The organism is Prescottella equi (assembly GCF_020171745.1).
GTDB classification, from domain to species: Bacteria; Actinomycetota; Actinomycetes; order Mycobacteriales; family Mycobacteriaceae; genus Prescottella; species Prescottella equi_A.
In genome coordinates, this window is sequence record NZ_JAIVAH010000013.1 from 234,358 (window position 1) to 255,059 (window position 20,702).

Below are 20,702 nucleotides of genomic sequence, written 5' to 3' on the forward strand. Positions count from 1 at the left end.
GCGTCCCTGAGCCGCCCGGAGCGAGCCGATATCCGCGAGCCGATACCATGGACAGCGGGCGAAGGAATAGTTTCCGGCGTCCACACCTTCTTCCTTTACCGATCGACGCTTGATGGAGGGCCCGAGCCGCATGAGTAGTTCCGCAGGGCACGTGCACACCGGGGGAGACGACCCGAACAAGGTTGCGATGCTGGGTCTCACCTTCGACGACGTGCTGCTGCTGCCCGCGGCATCGGACGTCGTCCCGAACCAGGTCGACACCGCGACACAGCTGACGCGCGAGATCCGGCTCAACGTGCCGCTCGTGAGTTCCGCGATGGACACCGTCACCGAGGCGCGCATGGCGATCTCGATGGCGCGCGCCGGCGGCATGGGCGTGCTGCACCGCAACTCGTCCGTCGAGGCGCAGGCCGGATGGGTCGAGACCGTCAAGCGGTCCGAGGCCGGCATGGTCACCGATCCGGTCACCTGCCGTCCGACCGACACCATCGCCGACGTCGAGGCCATGTGCGCGCGGTTCCGCATTTCCGGACTTCCGGTTGCGAACGACGCCGGCGAGCTCGTCGGCATCATCACCAACCGCGACATGCAGTTCGAGGTCGACCAGAACCGCCAGGTCGCCGAGGTGATGACCAAGGCGCCGCTGATCACCGCGCGTGAGGGCGTCACCGCCGAGGTCGCGCTCGGCCTGCTGCGCCGCCACAAGATCGAGAAGCTGCCGATCGTCGACGGCCAGGGCAAGCTGACCGGCCTCATCACGGTCAAGGACTTCGTCAAGACCGAGCAGTACCCCAACGCCACCAAGGACCGCGACGGCCGTCTCCTGGTCGGCGCCGCGGTCGGCGTCGGCGACGACGCGTGGACCCGCGCGATGACGCTGACCGACGCGGGTGTCGACGTGCTCGTCGTGGACAGCGCCCACGGTCACTCCCGCGGCGTGCTCGAGATGATCACCAAGCTCAAGGCCGAGATCGGCGACCGCGTCCAGCTCATCGGCGGCAACGTCGCGACCCGTGCCGGCGCGCTCGCGCTGGTCGAGGCCGGCGCGGACGCCGTCAAGGTCGGTGTCGGTCCCGGCTCCATCTGCACCACCCGCGTCATCGCCGGCGTCGGTGCCCCGCAGATCACCGCGATCCTCGAGGCCACTGCGGCATGCAAGCCGCTCGGTGTCCCGGTCATCGCCGACGGTGGCCTGCAGTTCTCGGGCGACGTCGCCAAGGCCCTCGCGGCCGGTGCGTCCGCCGCGATGCTCGGTTCGCTGCTCGCCGGCACGGCCGAGTCCCCGGGTGAGCTGATCCTGGTGGGCGGCAAGCAGTTCAAGAGCTACCGCGGCATGGGCTCGCTCGGCGCGATGCAGAGCCGCGGCCAGGGCAAGTCGTACTCCAAGGACCGCTACTTCCAGGACGACGTGCTCGCCGAGGACAAGCTGGTTCCCGAGGGCATCGAGGGCCGGGTGCCGTTCCGTGGACCGCTCGCGCAGGTCATCCACCAGCTCGTCGGCGGCCTGCGCGCCGCCATGGGCTACACGGGGTCGGGCACGATCGAGCACCTGCAGGAAGCGCAGTTCGTCCAGATCACTGCGGCCGGTCTCAAGGAGAGCCATCCGCACGACATCACCATGACGGTCGAAGCGCCCAACTACGCTGCCCGCTAAGCACACCTAACAATCGAGAAAGGGGCGCGCGTGCGCGACCTCGTCGAAATCGGCATGGGCCGGACTGCCCGACGTACCTACGAGCTGGACGACGTCAATATCGTTCCGTCTCGTCGGACCCGCTCCTCCAAGGAGGTGTCGACGGCGTGGCAGATCGATGCGTACCGCTTCGACATCCCGGTGCTGGCGCATCCGACCGATGCACTGGTGTCGCCGTCGTTCGCGATCGAGCTCGGCAAGGCCGGCGGTCTCGGTGTCATCAACGGTGAGGGCCTGTGGGGTCGGCACGCCGACGTCGAGCAGAAGCTCGCCGAACTGGCGGAGATGGCGGAGAAGGAAGTCGATCCGGACATTGCCGTCGCACGCCTGCAGGAACTGCACGCCGCGCCGATCCAGCCCGAGCTGCTGGCCGCCGCCGTCGCACGGGTCCGTGACGCCGGGGTCACCACCGCCGTCCGGGTCAGCCCGCAGAACGCCCGCGCGCTCACCCCGGCGCTCGTGAAGGCCGGCATCGATCTGCTGGTCATCCACGGCACGATCATCTCGGCCGAGCACGTCGCGCACGGGGACAGCGAGCCGCTGAACCTGAAGACCTTCATCTCCGAGCTCGACGTCCCGGTCATCGCCGGTGGTGTGAGCGATCACCGCACCGCGCTGCACCTGATGCGTACCGGCGCGGCCGGCGTCATCGTGGGCTACGGCTCCACCGAGGGCGCCACCACCACCCGCGAGGTCCTCGGCATCGGCGTGCCGATGGCGACGGCGATCGCCGACGCCGCCGCAGCGCGTCGCGACTACCTCGACGAGACCGGTGGCCGCTACGTGCACGTCATCGCCGACGGCGACATCACCACGTCGGGCGACTTCGCGAAGGCCATCGCGTGCGGTGCCGACGCGGCCGTCATCGGTGCGCCCCTCGCGGTCGCGCAGGAGGCTCCGGGCGGCGGCTGGTTCTGGCCGTCCGCGGCGGCGCATCCGTCGATGCCGCGCGGCTCGCTGCTGCCGGTGTCGTACGGCGAGCGCCCGAACCTGGACCAGGTGCTGAACGGTCCGTCGGACGACCCGTACGGCTCGCTCAACTTCGTCGGCGGTCTGCGCCGGTCGATGGCGAAGTCGGGCTACTCCGACCTCAAGGAGTTCCAGAAGGTCGGCCTGAGCGTTCGCGCCTGATTCGCCCCTTCCTCTGTGGCCGAATGTCACATCCGTTCAGCTGAACCGAACGGGTGTGACATTCGGCCACAGACGTTTGGGGGAACCACCACCATGTGTGGAACCTCTGGTTACAGTTAGGGCACCCTTGTGGCTCGAGTCACAGGAATGCGGTGCATACTGGCGAGTAGCAAACCCGGTTTCTTCGGTGGAGGTGTGCAAATGGGCAAGCAGCGTGCAACCGACTACGACGTGCTCGTCGTCGGCTCCGGATTCGGTGGCAGCGTCACCGCACTCCGGTTGGTCGAGAAGGGCTACAAGGTCGGGGTGCTCGAGGCAGGCCGTCGCTACGCCGACGCCGACTTCGCCAAGACCTCGTGGGATCTCAAGCGGTTCCTGTGGGCGCCGGCCCTCGGCTGCTACGGCATCCAGCGCGTCCACCTGCTGCGCGACGTCCTGATCCTCGCCGGCGCGGGCGTCGGCGGCGGCTCGCTCAACTACGCCAACACCCTCTACAAGCCGCCGGCGTCGTTCTTCCAGGACCCGCAGTGGCGCGACATCACCGACTGGGACTCCGAACTCACGCCGCACTACGAGCAGGCCCGCAAGATGCTCGGTGTCGTGCAGAACCCGCACATGACCCCCGCCGACGAGGTCATCAAGTCGGTGGCCGAGGACATGGGCGTGGGTGAGACGTTCATCCAGACGCCGGTCGGCGTGTTCTTCGGCGAGCCCGGCGAGACCGTCCCGGACCCGTACTTCGGCGGCGCCGGTCCCGCCCGCACCGGTTGCATCGAGTGCGGCGAGTGCATGACCGGCTGCCGGCACGGCGCCAAGAACACGCTGATCAAGAACTACCTCGGCCTCGCCGAGAAGGCCGGCGCCACGATCGTCCCGATGACCACCGTCGAGTCGCTGCACGAGGCGTCGGACGGGACGTGGGACGTCGTGACCCGCCGCACCGGCGCCAAGGTCCGCAAGAACCACCGGACGTACACCGCGAAGTACGTCGTCGTCGCGGCCGGCACATGGGGCACCCAGCACCTGCTGCACAAGATGAAGGACACCGGCACGCTGCCCAAGCTGTCGGGGCGGCTGGGCGATCTGACCCGCACCAACTCCGAGTCGATCGTCGGCGCCGGGAAGATGAAGGTCGATCCGGCGATGGACCTCACCCACGGCGTCGCCATCACGTCGTCGTTCCATCCGACGTCGGACACCCACATCGAGCCGGTCCGCTACGGCAAGGGCTCCAACGCGATGGGCCTGCTGCAGACGCTCATGACGGACGGCGGCGGCTCCACCCCGCGCTGGGTGAAGCTGCTCGGCACGATCGCCCGCAATCCGGTGCAGATGCTCCGGATGCTCTCGGTCAAGGACTGGAGCGAGCGGACGATCATCGCGCTCGTCATGCAGAACCTCGACAACTCGATCACCACTTACACCAAGCGCGGGATCCTCGGCCGCCGCAAGGTGACCAGTAAGCAGGGGCACGGCGAGCCGAACCCGACGTGGATTCCGGCCGGCAACGAGGCGACCCGACGCATCGCCGACAAGATCGACGGTGTCGCCGGCGGCACGTGGGGTGAGGTTTTCAACATCCCGCTCACCGCGCACTTCCTCGGCGGCTGCACGATCGGCGCCGACGCCGACCACGGTGTGATCGACCCGTACCACCGTGTGTACGGCTACCCGACGCTCAGCGTCGTCGACGGTGCCGCGGTGTCGGCCAACCTGGGCGTCAATCCGTCGCTGACGATCAGTGCGCAGGCCGAGCGGGCGGCGTCGCTGTGGCCGAACAAGGGCGAGCAGGACACCCGGCCCGCGCAGGGTGCGCCCTACCAGCGGGTTCCCGCCGTCGCACCGAACATGCCGGTGGTGCCTGTCGGGGCGCCGGCCGCGCTGACCCTGCCGATCGTCGAGATCCGTGGAGGTCAGAAGGAGGACACCGAGGCGGGCAGCGGGGTCGCCTAGGCCGGGGAAGGCGTCGGAGCTGCGCATATTAGACTGTGGAGGTGTCAGAAACCCAGCAGGACAGGCCGGTTCTCGTAGTCGACTTCGGAGCCCAGTACGCGCAGCTGATCGCGCGCCGCGTACGTGAGGCGAAGGTGTATTCGGAAGTGGTGCCGCACACCACGACCGTCGAGGAGATCGCGGCGAAGAAGCCGCTCGCGGTCGTCCTGTCGGGTGGCCCGTCCAGCGTCTACGAAGAGGGTGCGCCGCAGCTCGACGCCGCCCTGTTCGACCTGGGTATCCCGGTCTTCGGCATCTGCTACGGCTTCCAGGCCATGGCGAACGCACTCGGCGGCACCGTCGCGCACACCGGCGGTCGTGAGTACGGCCGCACCGAGATGACCGTCACGGGCGGCGTCCTGCACGACGGCCTGCCCGAGATGCAGCCGGTGTGGATGAGCCACGGCGACGGCGTCACGGTCGCGCCCGAGGGCTTCGAGGTCACCGCGTCCAGCGCCGGTGCGCCGGTCGCCGCGTTCGAGGACCGCGCCCGCAAGCTCGCCGGCGTCCAGTACCACCCCGAGGTCCTGCACTCGCCGCACGGCCAGCAGGTGCTCAGCCGGTTCCTGCACGAGATCGCCGAGATCCCGGGCTCCTGGACCGCCGCGAACATCGCCGACTCGCTCATCGAGCAGGTCCGTGAGCAGGTCGGCGACGGCAAGGCCATCTGCGGCCTGTCCGGTGGCGTCGACTCCGCCGTCGCGGCCGCCCTGGTGCAGCGCGCGATCGGTGACCGCCTCACCTGCGTCTTCGTCGACCACGGCCTGATGCGCGCCGGTGAGCGCCAGCAGGTCGAGAAGGACTTCGTCGCCGCGACCGGCGCCCGCCTCATCACGGTCGACGCGGCCGACACGTTCCTGCGCGAGCTGGCCGGGGTGTCCGACCCGGAGACCAAGCGCAAGATCATCGGCCGCGAGTTCATCCGCTCCTTCGAGGGCGCGGTGTCCGAGGTGCTCGGCGAGAGCGCCGCACAGGGCGAGACCGTCGACTTCCTCGTCCAGGGCACGCTGTACCCGGACGTCGTCGAGTCCGGCGGCGGCACCGGCACCGCGAACATCAAGAGCCACCACAACGTCGGCGGCCTGCCCGAGGACCTGCAGTTCAAGCTCGTCGAGCCGCTGCGCCTGCTGTTCAAGGACGAGGTGCGCGCCGTCGGTCGCGAACTGGGTCTGCCCGAGGAGATCGTCGGACGCCAGCCGTTCCCCGGTCCGGGCCTCGGCATCCGCATCATCGGCGAGGTCACGCAGGAGCGCCTCGAAATCCTGCGCCACGCGGATTCCATTGCGCGCGAAGAGCTCACCGCCGCCGGCCTCGACGGCCAGATCTGGCAGTGCCCCGTCGTGCTGCTCGCGGACGTCCGTAGCGTCGGCGTCCAGGGCGACGGCCGCACGTACGGTCACCCGATCGTGCTGCGCCCGGTCTCCAGCGAGGACGCGATGACCGCCGACTGGACGCGCCTGCCCTACGAGGTGCTCGAGCGCATCTCCACCCGCATCACCAACGAGGTCGCGGACGTCAACCGCGTCGTGCTCGACGTCACCAGCAAGCCGCCGGGAACGATCGAGTGGGAGTGATCCCAGGCTGAACGAGAGCGCCCCTCCTGATTATCCGGAGGGGCGCTCTCGTAGGTCTTGCCAGTGGTGATCAAGATCGCCCAGGATGACCGGTGTGACGGATGCGAGCTTCTGGTCGAACGGACGGACGGCGACAACCCGACTCCTGGCCGGGCACGCGGTGCTGTGGGCCGGCGTGGTGATCGCGGCGCTGCTGCCCACCTATTCGGTGTTCGTCCTCGGGACGATGTTCGTCTCGAAGCAGATCCTGACGATGTCGGTCGCGCTGGCGCTCGCGACAGTCCTGGTCGCGCGCAGTAGAACCCGAGCGGTTGCCGGTGTGGCGCTCGCGGCGTCGGCTCTGCTTTTCAGAACGCTGGCGTACTTCGTCTTGTTCGAGGGCGGCGGTCTGGTGGAGTCTCTCGACTTCGACGTGTCGCGCATCCTCATCTGGGGCGCGACCGCTGTCGGGGTGATGCTCGCGACCGCCGGATGGGTGGTCGCGCGCGGCCGGGCACCGGCGAGCCTGTCGGTGCTTCCGCTTGCTGTGGTCCTCAGCGTCGTGACGTTTCGTCTCACAGACTCCGCCGCGCTGGGCGCGACGATCGACTTCGCCTCGCGCGGTTGGGTGATCTTCGTCGTTCCCGCAGTGGTCACGGCGTGGGCGGCCGTCGCGGCCGAACGGTGGTCGGCGGGACGGTCCGCTAGCGGCGACGTCCCGGAGAGAACACCAGCACCGCGCCGATGACCACGGCCCCGACCACGAACAGCCAACGGAACTCGACGTTCGCGAGGGGCTCGAGGGAGAACGGTCCGACCAGGGCCCACACACTGACCAGCACTGCGGCGAGGCCGGCGAGGAACAGGCCGATCGAGGGACGTCGGGACGGCGTCGGAACGGTCTGCTCGTCGGTGTCGTCGGCGGGGATGCCCGAGTTGGGGATGTCCGAGTTGTCAGCGAATTCAGCCACGGTAGACCCTCACTTCTCCGGCCTTGTTGTCGACTTTCAGGTTCAGAACCGGTCCGCCGACGCCATCGGCGCCACCGTTGACGGCGGTGTCTCCGATGCAATCGGTCGTGCCGAGCACGACGGAGCAGTCGGTGCGGACGTCCATGTTCTGCGGCACGATCACGGTGTAATTGCCGAGCTTGCCCTCGAGATGCACGTCCTTGTTCTCGGTCAGCTCGAGCTGGCGCAGATCGACGGTGAAGTCGCCGGCGGTGCCCTCGTACAAGGGAGCCAGTTCGGCCATCGATCGGGGCGTCCACGTGCGTTCGCCGACCCTCGACTCGTCCCAGTTCAGCGGTCCGACGATGGAGGCGAGGACCACGAACCCCGCGAGCGGGAAGCCCACGACGAGCAGTCCGTAGCCGCGTCGCAGGAACGCGCCGAGCAGCAGTCCGACGCCGATCACCGCGAGGGAGATCGCGCCGATCCGGGCGGGGGACAACCACTCCGCACCGGTCACGGCCCACACCGCGGTGGCGGCGGCCGCGGCGAGGACCGCGAGGCCCAGGACGACCGACGTGTACCGGCTGCGCGGCTTACGTGGAATCGCGGCCGGCGGCTCGGGTGCACGGGCGGGCTCGGGCAGATCCCACGCGAACGGGGCGACACCGAGTGGATCCCACGCGGGTGGGGTGGGCTCGGTCCGTGCGTCATCGGTGGAGCCGGATTGCGGTGCAGGAGAGGATGGTTCGTAGTGGTCGGGCAGCCGCGTGTACGGGCTGTACGCGGGAGGCGGGTAGGCGCCCGCCTGCGCGGTCTGGAACGGCGTGACCGGGTAACTCGGGACCGCCTGCGCAATACTCGCCGGGAGCGGCGGCGGAACCGGCTGGCGCTGGTAGAGCAGCCACAGGCCGCCGAGCATGAGCGCGAAACTCAGCACGACCGAGCCGCCCATGCCGAACCCGATCGGTCCGATCGTGCTCAGGGCGATCGCGAGCGCGACGACCAGCACCACGGTCTTGGTGCCGGACTGCGAGCTGCGGCCGCGCCCGATCAGCGATTCGGCGGGGGACACCTGGTCGCCCGGCTTGCTCAGCAGCAGCCAGCACGCGATGTAGAGGATGATGCCTGCGCCGCCGAAGATCGTCGACACGACGAACGCGACGCGCACCAGGACGGGATCGACGCGGTAGCGCTGGCCGATGCCGGCCGCGACACCCGCGACGTGTCCCTGTCGCGGCAAGCGCAGCGGGCGCGTCCGCCAGAGGTCGTGAAGCTGATCCGAGAAGCTCCCTGTGGTCATGCATCCATCGTTCCGGTCGGTCGGTGGTTCGCACCATCGGGAACTACCCTGATCTTTCCCTGACCCCACCACCCGGATGCCGTGAATCTCAGGGTCGGGCCCTGATGTCGGATACCCGCGACCGTGCCAGGATCGAGGTGTGCAACCCCTGGTCGATCCGAACGAGACGACGAACCCGCCCGCGCCCGCTGCCCCGGCGGTTCCCGCCGTGGACGAAGCGCTCTACCCGAAGCTCGAGCGTCGGGCGGGCGGGCGCATCGTGGGCGGTGTCGCCGGGGGTATCGCCGATCACCTCGACGTCGACGTGTTCAAGGTGCGGGTGGCGTTCGCGCTGCTGGCGTCGCTCGCCGGCGCGGGCATCATGGCGTACGGGTTGCTGTGGATCTTCACCCCGCAGGGCACGGACACCGAACGGCCGGCCGCGTCGGAGCGGCGCCGGGCGATCGGCCTGGCCGTCATCGGACTCGCGTGCGCGGCGAGCCTGAGCTGGCTGGTCAGCGGCACCGCGGCGTCGGTGGTCACCCCGTTCATCGTCGTCGCGGTCGGCGCCGCGCTGGTGTGGCGCGAGTTCGACGTGGACGGCTCGCGGTCGGTCCTGGGGCTGCCGCGGCGTCCGACGGTACTCACGTGGGCCCGGATCCTCGGCGGCGTGACGCTCATCGTCACCGGCCTCGGCGTCGTCGTCCTCGCCCAGATCGACCTCGACGCGCTGCGCTCGTCGCTGCTGGCCGTCGTCGTGACGCTCGTCGGCGCGGGTCTGCTGACGGTGCCGCTGTGGCTGCGGCTGTGGCGGGCCCTCGGTGAGGAGCGGGCCGCCCGCATCCGCAACGACGAACGCGAGGAGATCGCGTCGCACCTGCACGATTCGGTCCTGCAGACACTCGCGCTGATCCAGAAGCAGGCCGATTCGCCGCAGGAGGTGACCCGGCTCGCGCGCGGGCAGGAGCGGGAGTTGCGGCGGTGGCTGTTCGGGGGTGGGGAGACGGCCCACAGGAGCCTGTCGGAGGCGTTGCAGACCATCGCCGGCGAGGTCGAGGACCAGCACGGCGTCACGGTGCGACCGGTGACCGTCGGCGACGTGGAACTCGAGGCCGACGGCGGTGACGGGACCGGGTTGTCGCGGGAGTGCTTCACGGCGCTGCTCGGTGCCACCCGCGAGTCGCTCGTCAACGCCGCCAAGCATTCCGGGGTGTCGAGCATCGACCTCTACGCCGAGACCGAACGCGACCAGGTGAGCGTGTTCGTACGCGACCGCGGCGTCGGCTTCGATCAGGAGACGGTGCCCGAGGACCGGCAGGGGCTGGCGAAGTCGATCCGAGCCCGGATCGAACGCCGCGGCGGCCGGGTGGAGGTTCGATCGACGGTGGGTAAGGGGACCGAGGTGCGGATCCACATGCCGCGGCCGGTGTCGGACGATGACGCGGAGGACGTCGCGAACGAGGCCGAACCGATGTCCTAGGGTGGGGCCGTGACTTTCACGGCCTCGCCCCAGACCGGTCCCGACAAGTTCCGGGTGTTCCTCGTCGACGATCACGCGGTGTTCCGGGCAGGGGTGCGTGCCGAACTCGGGCGCGAGGCGGACATGGAAGTGGTGGGCGAGGCCGGCGGCGTCGCCGAGGCCATCGCCGGGATCAACGCGCTGCGCCCGCAGGTGGTCCTGCTCGACGTGCACATGCCCGACGGTGGTGGTGTCGCGGTGCTGAACGGGATCGACTCGGGCCCGGTGTGCCTGGCGCTCAGCGTGTCCGACGCCGCCGAGGACGTCATCGCGGTGATCCGGGCCGGTGCTCGCGGCTACGTCACGAAGACGATCTCGGGTGCGGAACTGGCCGACGGAGTTCGTCGCGTCGCCGGCGGTGACGCCGTGTTCAGCCCGCGTCTCGCGGGGTTCGTGCTGGACTCGTTCACCGGACGGTCGAACGCGCCCGAGCCGCCACTGGATCCGGAACTGGACTCGCTCACTCCGCGGGAACTCGAGGTGCTGCGCCTGCTGGCGCGCGGCTACACGTACCGGGAGATCGCGGAGGAACTGGTGATCTCGGTGAAGACCGTCGAGACGCACGCGTCGAACGTGCTGCGGAAGACGCAGCAGTCCAACCGGAATGCGCTCACCCGCTGGGCGCACCGCCGCCGTATCGACTGAGCGCAGGGGCGCGTCAGGCCAGCAGCGCGACGATCAGCACGATGACGAGCGCCAGCACGATGATGCCGACCATGACGGCCATCGCGAGCGGCGCCGCCGCGACGACCCGCCCGCGTAGATCGGTCGGGGCCTGCGTGCCGGTCAGTCCCTCCGTGAGCTGACGCAACCAGGCCCGCCCGGCGGGGCGGGGGACCGAACCCAGCGGCGTGTTCGACTGCACCGCAGGAAGATCGGTGGCGGTGGTGGGGGTCAGGCGTCGCCGGGGGATCGCCGCCGGAGCCGAACGGTACGCCCAGTTCGGGATGGCGCCGTCGGAGGTCTTGACGGGTTCGCCGATCAGGTCGCCGGTCCGGCCGACCGCATCCGAGCCGAGCGCCACCGCCGCGAGAGCGTCGCGCGCCTGCGCCATCGTGGGACGGCGGGCGGGGTCGGGCTCGAGCATGTGCAGGAGCGTGTCGGTGAGCGGGCCGCTGAGGCTCGGGCGGTAGATCTCGGCCTTCGCCACCCGGTGCAGCAGCGCGATCGGGTCGCTGTCGAGGCCGAACGGCGGCTGTCCCTCGACGACCGTGTACAACGTGGCGCCGAGCGAGAAGACGTCGCTGGCCTCGGTGGGGTCGTCGCCGCGGGCCACTTCGGGGGCGAAGTACGCGGGGGTTCCGGTGATGACGCCGGCCTTGCCGCTGGGGGCGTCACCCTTCGCGCGCGCGATCCCGAAGTCGCTGATCTTGACGATGCCGAGCGCGTCGCCGCGATCGGCGACGAGGATGTTTCCGGGCTTGATGTCGCGGTGCAGGATGCCGGCCGCGTGGGCGTCGGTGAGCGCCGCGGCGATCTGCGCGCCGATCTGCGCGACCTGCAGCGGCGGCAGGGTGTCGACGTAGCTCATGGCCTCGGCGAGGCTGCGGGACGGCAGGTACTCCATGACGAGCCAGGGCTCGTCGGACTCGACCGCGACGTCGTACATCGCGATGGCGTGCTCGTGGGACAGCTGTGCGGCGTTGCGGCCTTCGCGCAGCGCGCGCTGCCGGACCTCGCGGGCCGCGGCGTCGTCCATGCCGGCGGTGGTGGTGACCTGTTTCACGGCCACCTCGCGGTCGAGCAGGGTGTCGTGGGCGAGCCACACCGCGCCCATGCCGCCGCCGCCGAGCTTGGAACGCAGCCGGTACCTACCTGCCATCAGGTAGTCCGGTCCGACGACCGCCCGGCTTCGTCGGGGCTGTCCGGAACGTTCCTGCTGAGTCACGTACCCGAGGTTAGTGGATTCGCGGGGGTTCCCTTGACGTCCCGGCGCGGGGGCGCTTTACTTGAAGGGATTCGAAAATGTGTTCGAATGAGAATTCGAGTGCTCGCGTCTTCCCCGTGCGTGTCGAGAACCTGAAGAACCAGTGTGTGCAGCAGGGGAGCAGCCCATGACCGAACCCGCCCGACTGTCCGTATCTCCACCCGGACCCCATCCCGACGAGTCCGCCCCGTTGGCGGGGCTGACGCGGCAGCAGCGCCTGGAGTATCTGCGCCGCCGGATGGCGGCGGTGCCGGCGCGTGGGGAGGCGGCGGACGGTCGCGAGGGTGGGGGCGGCGAGCGGGTTCTTCCCGTTCCCGGGCCACTGGCCGCGCTCCTGCCGCGCGGCGGGCTCACGCGCGGATCGGTGGTCGCGCTTTCCGGCGCGACGTCGTTGCTGCTGGGTCTGCTGGCCTCGGTTACTGCGGACGGCGGGCATGCGGCCGTGATCGGGTTTCCGCGACTGGGCCTGCTCGCGGCGGCCGAGATGGGCGCCGAGTTGCGCCGGCTGGCGTTCGTGCCGAACCCCGGTCCGGACCCGGTGGAGGTGGCGGCGGTGCTGCTCGACGGCATGGACCTGGTGGTGCTCGGGCTGGGCGGCGTCTCGGTGCCGCCGTCGCGGGCGCGGGCTGTGGTGGCCCGGGCGCGCAGCAAACAGTGCACGCTGATCGTGACCGGTGGGGACTGGGGCGGGGCCGAGGTCCGGTTGGAGGCGCGGGTGCGCGGCTACGACGGGGTCGGGTGCGGGGCCGACGCCGGACGCGGGAGGCTGCGCTCGGTCCGGTTGGCGGTGCGCGCGCAGGGGCGCTCGTTCCAGTCGCGGACCGCGTGCCTCGACGTGCGGTCCACGCAGGGGCGGGTCGAGTGGGTGCCGGAGACGGTCGCGTTCGCGCCGGAGACGGTCGCGCGATGAGTGCTCGGGTATTGGCGGTGTGGTGCCCGGACTGGCCCGCCGTGGCCGCGGCCGCCGCCGCAGATCTCCCGGCCACCAGGCCGGTGGCGGTGTTCCTGGCCAACCGGGTGATCGCGTGCTCGGCGCCGGCCCGGGCGGACGGGGTGCGTCGTGGACTGCGGCGCCGGGAGGCTCAGGCCAGGTGTCCGGAACTGCATGTGGCGCAAGCCGATCCGGAGCGTGATGCGCGACTCTTCGAATCCGTGGCGGCGGCCGTCGACGAGGCGGCGCCGGGCGTGGAGGTGCTGCGCCCCGGCCTGCTGGTCCTGGCGGCCCGCGGCGCGATCCGGTACTTCGGATCCGAGGAGGCTGCCGCCGAACGCCTCGTGGATGCGGTCGCGGCGGCGGGCGCCGAATGCCAGATCGGGATCGCCGACGAACTGTCCACCGCGGTGATCGCGGCGCGCCGCGCCGTGCTGGTGCCGGCTGAAGGCGGCGCCCGGTTCCTCGCGCCGCTGCCGATCGCGGAGATCGCCGCCGAGCCCAGCCTCTCCGCGCCCGACCGTACCGACCTGGTCGACCTGCTGCGCCGGCTCGGGCTGCGTACCATCGGGGCCTTCGCCGCGCTTTCTCCGGTGGACGTGGCATCACGGTTCGGCACCGATGCCGTCCGCGCGCACCGGACCGCGCGCGGTGAACCGGAACGGCCGCCGTCGGCGCGGACACTGCCGCCGGATCTCGAGGTGGAGCAGCAGTGTGATCCCCCGATCGAGCGGGTCGATGCCGCGGCGTTCGCGGGGCGGGCGCTGGCGGAACGGTTGCACGCCAAGCTCTCCGCCGCGTCGGTGGCGTGCACCCGATTGCAGGTGTCGGCGAGCACCGGCAACGGTGAGCACCTGAGCCGGACGTGGCGGTGTGCCGAACCGTTGACCCCGGAGGGCACCGCGGACCGGGTGCGCTGGCAACTGGACGGCTGGCTCACCGGGCGCAGCGACTCACGGCCCACCGCCGGAATCACGGTGCTGAGCCTCGAACCGGTCGAGGTGGTCGCGGCCGGTGCCCTGCAACTCGGATTGTGGGGCGGTGTCGGCGAGGAGGACGAGCGGGCGCGTCGGGCCCTGGTCCGGGTGCAGGGCCTGCTCGGTGGCGAGGCGGTGCAGGTGGGAGTGCTCAGCGGCGGGCGAGGGCCGATGGACCGAATCACGTTGGTGCCGTTGGGGGACGAGCTGGTGCCTGCGGCCGATCCGTCGGCGCCGTGGCCCGGGCGTCTGCCGGAACCGGCGCCGTCGACGGTGCTGCCGAACGTCCCCGAGGTGTCGCTCGCGGACCGCTCGGGAGGTCCGGTGCACGTGACCGATCGGGGCGAATTCGGTGCGGCGCCCGCGCGGCTGCGCTGGGGGAGCCGGGACTGGGACGTGCAGGGCTGGGCGGGCCCGTGGTCGGTCGACGAACGGTGGTGGGACGTCTCGGCGTCGCGGGCGGCGTCGCGGGTGCAGGTTCTGCTCGCCGATTCGCGGGCCTTGCTTCTGATCTACGAGGGAGGAAGGTGGGGGGTGGAAGGCATCTACGAGTAATGCTGTGCACAGTACCCATAGGGGGTATAGGTTCTGTGAGTATGAACCCACACGGAGAAGAAGTTCACCAGGGTCACGCCGAACATGCCGGGCATTCGGAACACGCCGGGCATTCGGGCCACGCCGGGCACGGCGATCACGTCGCGCAGTTCCGCAAGCTGTTCTGGGTCATGCTGGTCCTCGCGATCCCGGTCGTCGGCGCGAACATGATGTTCGCCGACCTCGTCGGCTACACGCTGCCGGACAACCCTGCGGTGGAATGGATCTCGCCGCTGCTCGGCACGGTCATGTTCGTGTGGGGCGGGCGGCCGTTCCTCACAGGTGCGGTGAGCGAGATCCGGGCCCGCCAACCCGGCATGATGCTGCTCATCGCGCTCGCGATCACCGTCGCGTTCGTGTCGTCGTGGGGCTCGAGCCTGGGGATTCTCGGGCACGACCTCGACTTCTGGTGGGAGCTGGCGCTCCTGATCGTGATCATGCTGCTCGGGCACTGGATCGAGATGCGGTCGCTGGGGCAGGCGTCGAGCGCGCTCGATTCCCTCGCGGCGCTGCTGCCGGACGAGGCGGAGCGGATCGACGCCGACGGGACCGTCACCACCGTCCGCACCACCGACCTGGCCACCGGAGACATCGTCCGGGTGCGTCCGGGCGGGCGGATCCCGGCCGACGGGCGGATCGTCGAGGGCGCCGGTGACCTGGACGAATCGATGATCACCGGGGAATCGGTCACGGTACGCCGCGAACTCGGCGACCCCGTCGTGGCCGGCACCGTGTCGACGGATTCGGCGCTGCGGGTCGAGATCACCGCGGTCGGTGAGGACACCGCGCTGGCCGGTATCCAGCGGCTGGTCGCGGAGGCGCAGAACTCGTCGTCGCGGGCCCAGGTGCTCGCCGATCGGGCGGCCGCGCTGCTGTTCTGGTTCGCGCTGGGCGCCGCGGTGATCACGCTGCTGGTGTGGTCGATCTTCGGGACTCCCGACGAGGCGATCACCCGCACCATCACGGTCCTGGTCATCGCGTGCCCGCACGCGCTGGGCCTGGCGATCCCGCTCGTCGTGTCGATTGCCACCGAACGGGCCGCCCGCGCCGGCGTGCTGATCACCGACCGGCGGGCCCTCGAGGCGATGCGCACCGTCGACACCGTCCTGTTCGACAAGACCGGCACCCTCACCAAGGGCGAGCCCGCGCTGGTCGCCGCCGGTGCGGTGCCGGGCGGGGACGAGGACACTCTGATCGCGCTCGCGGCGGCCGTCGAACGCGACAGCGAGCACCCGCTGGGACGCGCGATCGTCGCGGCCGCCGAGCGCCGCGAGCTGCGGATCCCGCAGGCCGCCGCGTTCCAGGCCCGCAATGGTGTCGGGGTGACCGCGACCGTGGACGGCGCCGAGGTGAGCGTCGGCGGTCCCGGCATGCTCGACAGCCACGGCGCGTCCGCGCTGCCGGTGTCCGAGGAATGGGCGGCGCAGGGGTCGACCGTCCTGCACGTGCTGCGCGACGGCCGGGTCATCGGCGCGCTGGGTCTGGCCGACGAGATCCGCCCCGAGTCCCGCGACGCGATCGAGGCGCTGCACGCCCGCGGCGTGCGCGTGGTGATGCTGACCGGCGACGCGTACGCCGTCGCCCGTGCGGTCGGCGACGACCTCGGCATCGACGACGTGATCGCCGGGGTGCTGCCGCAGGACAAGGGTGCGAAGGTCAAGGAACTGCAGGCCGCCGGACGCAAGGTCGCGATGGTCGGCGACGGCGTCAACGACGCACCCGCGCTCGCACAGGCCGACGTCGGCATCGCGATCGGCGCCGGCACCGACGTCGCGATCGCGTCGGCCGGGGTGGTGCTGGTGAGCGACGACCCGCGCGGGGTGGTCTCGGTGATCGAGCTGTCGCACGCGACCTACCGGAAGATGGTGCAGAACCTCGCGTGGGCCGCGGGCTACAACGTGATCTCGGTGCCGCTCGCGGCCGGCGTGCTCGCCCCGATCGGGTTCGTGCTGCCGATGGAGATCGGCGCGATCCTGATGTCGGCGTCGACGGTGGTGGTCGCGGCCAACGCCCAGTTGCTGCGCCGGCTGAACCTCACACCGCAGCGGGTGACCCGATCCGCCCCCGAACGAGAGCGCGACTACGCTCGATGACCGTGCAGCTCACCGAGACGACAGTCACCCGCAGCGGTCACACGATCGCGTACCGAGACAGTGGCGGTTCGCCTGGGGCGCATCAGGTTCCGGTGATCCTGGTGCACGGCATGGGCGGTGACAACCGCACGTGGGACCGGTTCGCGCGGTCGGTGACGGCGCGGGGACGTCGGGTCCTGGCGGTGGACCTGCGCGGTCACGGGCGCAGTGCGCGCGCCGAGTCGTACCTGTTCGGTGAGTTCGGCGACGACGTCCTCGGGCTGTGCGAGGACCTCGACTTCGACCGGGTCGACCTGGTGGGGCACTCGCTGGGCGGGCACGCGGTGTCGCTGGTCGCGCAGCAGCGTCCCGGCCTGGTGCGTCGTCTGGTGCTCGAGGAAGCGCCGTTGCCGCTGCGCCCGGGTGATCCCGTGCCGAACTTCGGTGGCCGGCTGCCGTCGCTCGTCGAGTTGTGGCACGCCACCACCAGCATGCTGCGCAGCCCGCGCGCGGTGTGGGCGTTCGACCGGTCGATGACGGCGTCGGCGCTCACCCAGTTCCACGAGCCCAATCCGCTGTGGTGGCAACGTCTCACGGACATCGAGGCGCGGACACTGATCCTGCGCGGCGGCCCCACCGGCATGGTCGACCCGCTGCTGCTCGACGCCGCGGTCGACGCCATCCGGGACTGCGAGGTGGTGTCGTTCGCGTGCGGGCACAGCATCCACCGCGACCGGTTCCGTGACTTCGAGAACGCGGTGCTGCCCTTCCTGATGGCGCCCTGAAACCTGATAGCGCCGAAACCCCGTCCCGCGTGGCAGTATGCGGGACATGGGATTCCGGGGTGGAGCACGTGGTTCGAACGGCAAACTGATCGCCTGGTCGGCCGCCTTCGTGGTGTCGCAGGCGAACATCCTGCGGCTGCTCGGTCCTGTGGGGCCGAAGCTGCTGAAGACGCAGACGGCTCCCTCGGCGCAGGCGTACCGGACGGTCCTCGACGCCATGGACGCCGCCGAAACCGAGCGCTACCGCAGCCACTTCTACCCGGACTTCGTGCATCCGATCGTCTACGCGGCGGCGTTGCGGGCCGGAGTCCGGCGTCTCGACGAACTGGCGCCGCTGTCACCGACGGCCAGGCGGGTGCTCCTCACCGCGCCCGTCGTCGCGGCCGCGGGCGACTACATCGAGAACGTCGCCGGGCTGTACCTGCTCGATCACCGGTACCTGATCACCGACCGCACCATCCACGCGACGACCGCGGTGAGCACCACCAAGTGGGTGCTCGCGTTGGGGTCGTTGGGCTACCTGACCCGTGGCTTCGCCCGGGTGTGGCGGGGACGCTGACATGGCCGACGAACTATCGATCGAGCAGTTCGCGGATCAGTCGGAGTTCCGGGAGTGGTTGCGCGCCAACATCTCCACCTCGCCGGGCGCATGGCTGAAGCTCGCGAAGAAGGGGTCGGCGCACACGACCGTCACGTATGCGGAGGCGGTGGAGGTGGCGCTGTGCTTCGGCTGGATCGACAGCCAGGCCCGCGGGCTGGACGACGACTTCCGGCTGCAACGATTCACGCCGCGCCGCGCCCGCAGTCCGTGGTCGAAACGCAACCGGGAGGCCGTCGAGGCGCTGATCGAGCGCGGGCTGATGGAGCCGTCGGGCCTGGCCGTGGTGGAGGCGGCCAAGTCCGACGGACGCTGGGAGCGCGCCTACGAGGGACCGAAGGACGCCCAGGTGCCGCCGGACTTCGCCGACGCGCTCGCCGCGAACCCGACGGCGGCGGCGTTCTTCGCGACCCTCGACAGCCGTAACCGGTTCGCGGCGCTGTACCGCATCCAGGACGCCAAGCGTCCGGAGACCCGGGCCCGGCGGATCGCGTCGTTCGTCGAGCAGTTCGCCGAGGGCCGGAAGTTCTACGGGTGACGCGCATCCGGAATGTCGCCTTCGGACTCGTGATCGGTGCGCTCACGTGCGGCTTCCTCACTGCATGCAGCGGCGGCAACGTCCTCTACCGGCCGCCGGTCGCCACGACGTTCGACCGCGCCGATTGTCTGGCTCCCGATATTCAACGTCGTCTGACGGCACTCTCCGACGACATCTACATCGGTCCCCCTGCCGTGGGGATCGGCTACCCGCCCGCAGAATTCACTCCGGTCGCCGTCGTCCGCTGCGAGCGTGGCGAGAACTCGTCGGGTGCGCTGACGATCGACAGTGTCCGGCTCGAGGGTGACGTCGAGGCAGCGTGGGATGCCTTCCGTGAAGAATCCGAGCGGTTCCCCGAAGGCACCATGGCCAGCTGTGCATTTCTCGAAACCCCCTCGTCCGGCGTGTGGTTCGTCGACGACGAGGGCCGCGCGGTGCGACCGGCGTGGCCGGCTCGGCCGTGCGGTGTCAAGCCCGGTCCGCTCACGGCCCTCGCGAACCTGCACGAAGTGGATCGGCAACAGCATGTCACCGCACTGCGGGCAGACGATCCGGGCGTCTGCGACACCAAGTTCGGGGCGTGGCTCGCGACGACGACCGACGAGGACGTGCGGCCGGAGACCGAGTCGGAGCGGCGCGCGCGGATCTCGGAGAGCGTTGCGCTCATTTTCCCGATCGACGACGTCGGACGGCTGCAGGTGTGCCGGTATGTGGACAAGGGCGACGAGTCGATTGAGGAGTCCCGCTCGCGGTTGACGGCCGCGCAGAGCGTCGATGTCGTCCGCGCTCTTTTGGCTGCCCCCGCAGCTCCGGCGTGTTCGCTCGTCGCGACCCGCACCGCCGTGATTCCGCTGTACCGCGCCGACAGGTCCGGCGGCGCGGGGATCGAGATCGAGCTCGACGGCTGCACACGGGCGTCGTCCTGGGGCCTGGGTGCTGTCGTCGCGCCGGCCTCCGTGCTCGCGGTGCTCGACGGACCGCAGGGGTAAACGCCGCACGGCGCATCGTCGGGTTCTCGTCGTGATATCAATACCAAGCAAGTGCTTGCTTGTTATCGAGCTGAGGGGGCGATATGCGGACGAGGTTGACGGAGCTGGTCGGGATCGAACACCCGATCGTGCAGACGGGAATGGGTTGGGTCTCCGGTTCGCGGTTGGTCACGGCGACCGCGCGTGCGGGTGGCTTGGGCATCATCGCGTCGGCGACGATGACGTATCCAGAGCTCGAAACGGCGATCCGGGAGGTCAAGGAACGCACGGACGCTCCGTTCGGGGTGAACCTGCGCGCCGACGCCGAGGACGCCCAGGCTCGCGTGGAGTTGCTGATCCGCGAAGGGGTGCGCGTCGCGTCGTTCGCGCTGGCACCGCGCAAGGACATGATTGCCAGGTTCAAGGACGCCGGCGTCCTGGTGATCCCGACCGTGGGCGCCGCGCGCCATGCCGAGAAGGTCGCGGCCTGGGGCGCCGACGCGGTCATCGTGCAGGGCGGCGAGGGCGGTGGGCACACCGGCGGCGTGGCCACCACGCTGCTGCTGCCGTCGGTGGTCCGGGCCGTGGACATCCCGGTCGTCGCCTCCGGGGGATTCTTCGACGGCAGTGGTCTCGCGGCCGCGCTCGTCTACGGTGCGTCGGGCATCGCGATGGGAACGCGGTTTCTGCTCACCAGCGACAGCACGGTCCCCGAATCGGTGAAGCGGGACTACCTCGGTCGCGGACTCGACGGCACCGTGGTCACCACCAAGGTCGACGGCATCCCGCACCGGGTCCTGCGCACCGAGCTGGTGGACTCGCTCGAGCGCACCCGTGGTGTTCGCACGCTCGCACACGCGGCCGTCAACGCCTTCCGATTCCGCAAGTTGACCGGGATCGGCTGGCGGGCGCTGATGGGCGAGGGATTCGCACTGGTGCGCAGCGGCGATCGCACGCTCACCCAGGTGATGATGGCGTCCAACAGCCCGATGTTGTTGCGGGCCGGGCTCGTCCAAGGAAACACGCAGGCGGGTGTGCTGGCGTCGGGCCAGGTGGTCGGCATGATCGACGACCTGCCCAGCGTGGCCGAACTCGTCGAACGAATCGTTCTCGAGGCCGAGCACAGGCTCGACGAACTCCGGGTGGTTTCGTCCCGACAGGTGCCGCGACCGAGCTCCGGTACACAATGACG

18 protein-coding genes are annotated in these 20,702 nt (G+C 70.3%); 15 read left to right on the plus strand and 3 right to left on the minus strand.

The annotated features are described in order from the left end of the window. Positions 1-130: 130 nt before the first annotated feature. The 5 genes from guaB to LCL87_RS11240 all read left to right on the plus strand — a co-directional run bounded on the left by guaB (position 131) and on the right by LCL87_RS11240 (position 7,117). The gene (gene guaB, locus LCL87_RS11220) at positions 131-1,654 is read left to right on the plus strand and encodes an IMP dehydrogenase (protein WP_225019567.1); all 1,524 of its coding nucleotides are present in this window, start codon (positions 131-133) and stop codon (positions 1,652-1,654) included. A gap of 30 nt (positions 1,655-1,684) precedes the next feature. Next, positions 1,685-2,824 carry a GuaB3 family IMP dehydrogenase-related protein gene (locus LCL87_RS11225; protein ID WP_225019568.1) on the plus strand — a complete coding sequence of 380 codons (1,140 nt, stop codon included), beginning with the start codon at positions 1,685-1,687 and terminating at the stop codon, positions 2,822-2,824. Positions 2,825-3,025: 201 nt separating this feature from the next. Beyond that, on the plus strand, positions 3,026-4,777 hold the full coding sequence (locus tag LCL87_RS11230) for a GMC family oxidoreductase (protein ID WP_225019569.1): 1,752 nt from the start codon (positions 3,026-3,028) through the stop codon (positions 4,775-4,777). A 41-nt stretch (positions 4,778-4,818) separates the two neighbouring features. After that, positions 4,819-6,390: a glutamine-hydrolyzing GMP synthase gene (gene guaA / locus LCL87_RS11235; protein ID WP_225019570.1), complete on the plus strand. Its 1,572-nt coding sequence runs from the start codon at positions 4,819-4,821 to the stop codon at positions 6,388-6,390. An 85-nt stretch (positions 6,391-6,475) separates the two neighbouring features. Beyond that, positions 6,476-7,117 (plus strand): hypothetical protein, encoded by a 642-nt coding sequence (locus LCL87_RS11240; protein WP_225019571.1) that lies wholly within the window; start codon positions 6,476-6,478, stop codon positions 7,115-7,117. Here LCL87_RS11240 and LCL87_RS11245 read toward each other — a convergent pair. Both LCL87_RS11245 and LCL87_RS11250 read right to left on the minus strand, forming a co-directional pair. Further along, positions 7,074-7,298, minus strand: coding sequence for a hypothetical protein (locus tag LCL87_RS11245; RefSeq protein ID WP_225019997.1), 225 nt, complete (start codon positions 7,296-7,298; stop codon positions 7,074-7,076). The two genes, LCL87_RS11240 and LCL87_RS11245, sit on opposite strands and share 44 nt — an antisense overlap. Before the next feature lie 34 nt (positions 7,299-7,332). Beyond that, complete coding sequence (locus LCL87_RS11250) at positions 7,333-8,622, minus strand: PspC domain-containing protein (RefSeq protein WP_225019573.1); 1,290 nt, start codon at positions 8,620-8,622, stop codon at positions 7,333-7,335. Positions 8,623-8,830: 208 nt separating this feature from the next. Here LCL87_RS11250 and LCL87_RS11255 point away from each other — a divergent pair, with 208 nt between their 5' ends. Both LCL87_RS11255 and LCL87_RS11260 read left to right on the plus strand, forming a co-directional pair. Next, entirely contained in the window at positions 8,831-10,081 is a 1,251-nt protein-coding gene (locus LCL87_RS11255; protein WP_225020000.1) for a PspC domain-containing protein, read from the plus strand. Positions 10,082-10,090: 9 nt separating this feature from the next. Beyond that, entirely contained in the window at positions 10,091-10,765 is a 675-nt protein-coding gene (locus LCL87_RS11260; RefSeq protein WP_005518505.1) for a response regulator, read from the plus strand. Between the two features lie 13 nt (positions 10,766-10,778). On the opposite strand, the gene LCL87_RS11265 is transcribed toward LCL87_RS11260, so the two are convergent. Continuing rightward, positions 10,779-12,008, minus strand: a complete 1,230-nt coding sequence (locus LCL87_RS11265; RefSeq protein ID WP_225019575.1) for a serine/threonine-protein kinase — start codon at positions 12,006-12,008, stop codon at positions 10,779-10,781. 166 nt (positions 12,009-12,174) lie between these two features. Here LCL87_RS11265 and imuA' point away from each other — a divergent pair, with 166 nt between their 5' ends. The 8 genes from imuA' (at position 12,175) to LCL87_RS11305 (ending at position 20,700) form a co-directional block, all read left to right on the plus strand. Next, on the plus strand, positions 12,175-12,957 hold the full coding sequence (gene imuA' / locus LCL87_RS11270; RefSeq protein WP_225019577.1) for a DnaE2-dependent mutagenesis accessory factor ImuA': 783 nt from the start codon (positions 12,175-12,177) through the stop codon (positions 12,955-12,957). Next, positions 12,954-14,510 carry a Y-family DNA polymerase gene (locus tag LCL87_RS11275; protein ID WP_225019579.1) on the plus strand — a complete coding sequence of 519 codons (1,557 nt, stop codon included), beginning with the start codon at positions 12,954-12,956 and terminating at the stop codon, positions 14,508-14,510. The genes imuA' and LCL87_RS11275 overlap by 4 nt, the downstream gene beginning before the upstream one ends. A gap of 41 nt (positions 14,511-14,551) precedes the next feature. Next, positions 14,552-16,642, plus strand: a complete 2,091-nt coding sequence (locus LCL87_RS11280; protein ID WP_225019581.1) for a heavy metal translocating P-type ATPase — start codon at positions 14,552-14,554, stop codon at positions 16,640-16,642. Further along, on the plus strand, positions 16,639-17,406 hold the full coding sequence (locus tag LCL87_RS11285; protein ID WP_225019583.1) for an alpha/beta hydrolase: 768 nt from the start codon (positions 16,639-16,641) through the stop codon (positions 17,404-17,406). Before LCL87_RS11280 ends, LCL87_RS11285 begins: the two co-directional genes overlap by 4 nt. A 37-nt stretch (positions 17,407-17,443) precedes the next feature. Further along, the gene (locus LCL87_RS11290; RefSeq protein WP_225019585.1) at positions 17,444-17,965 is read left to right on the plus strand and encodes a hypothetical protein; all 522 of its coding nucleotides are present in this window, start codon (positions 17,444-17,446) and stop codon (positions 17,963-17,965) included. A 1-nt stretch (position 17,966) separates the two neighbouring features. Beyond that, positions 17,967-18,542, plus strand: a complete 576-nt coding sequence (locus LCL87_RS11295) for a YdeI/OmpD-associated family protein (RefSeq protein WP_225019587.1) — start codon at positions 17,967-17,969, stop codon at positions 18,540-18,542. Continuing rightward, a complete protein-coding gene (locus tag LCL87_RS11300; RefSeq protein ID WP_225019590.1) occupies positions 18,539-19,531 on the plus strand; it encodes a hypothetical protein in 993 nt (330 codons plus the stop codon). The genes LCL87_RS11295 and LCL87_RS11300 overlap by 4 nt, the downstream gene beginning before the upstream one ends. A gap of 83 nt (positions 19,532-19,614) precedes the next feature. Continuing rightward, positions 19,615-20,700 carry a nitronate monooxygenase gene (locus LCL87_RS11305; RefSeq protein ID WP_225019592.1) on the plus strand — a complete coding sequence of 362 codons (1,086 nt, stop codon included), beginning with the start codon at positions 19,615-19,617 and terminating at the stop codon, positions 20,698-20,700. The last annotated feature ends 2 nt before the right edge of the window (positions 20,701-20,702 follow it).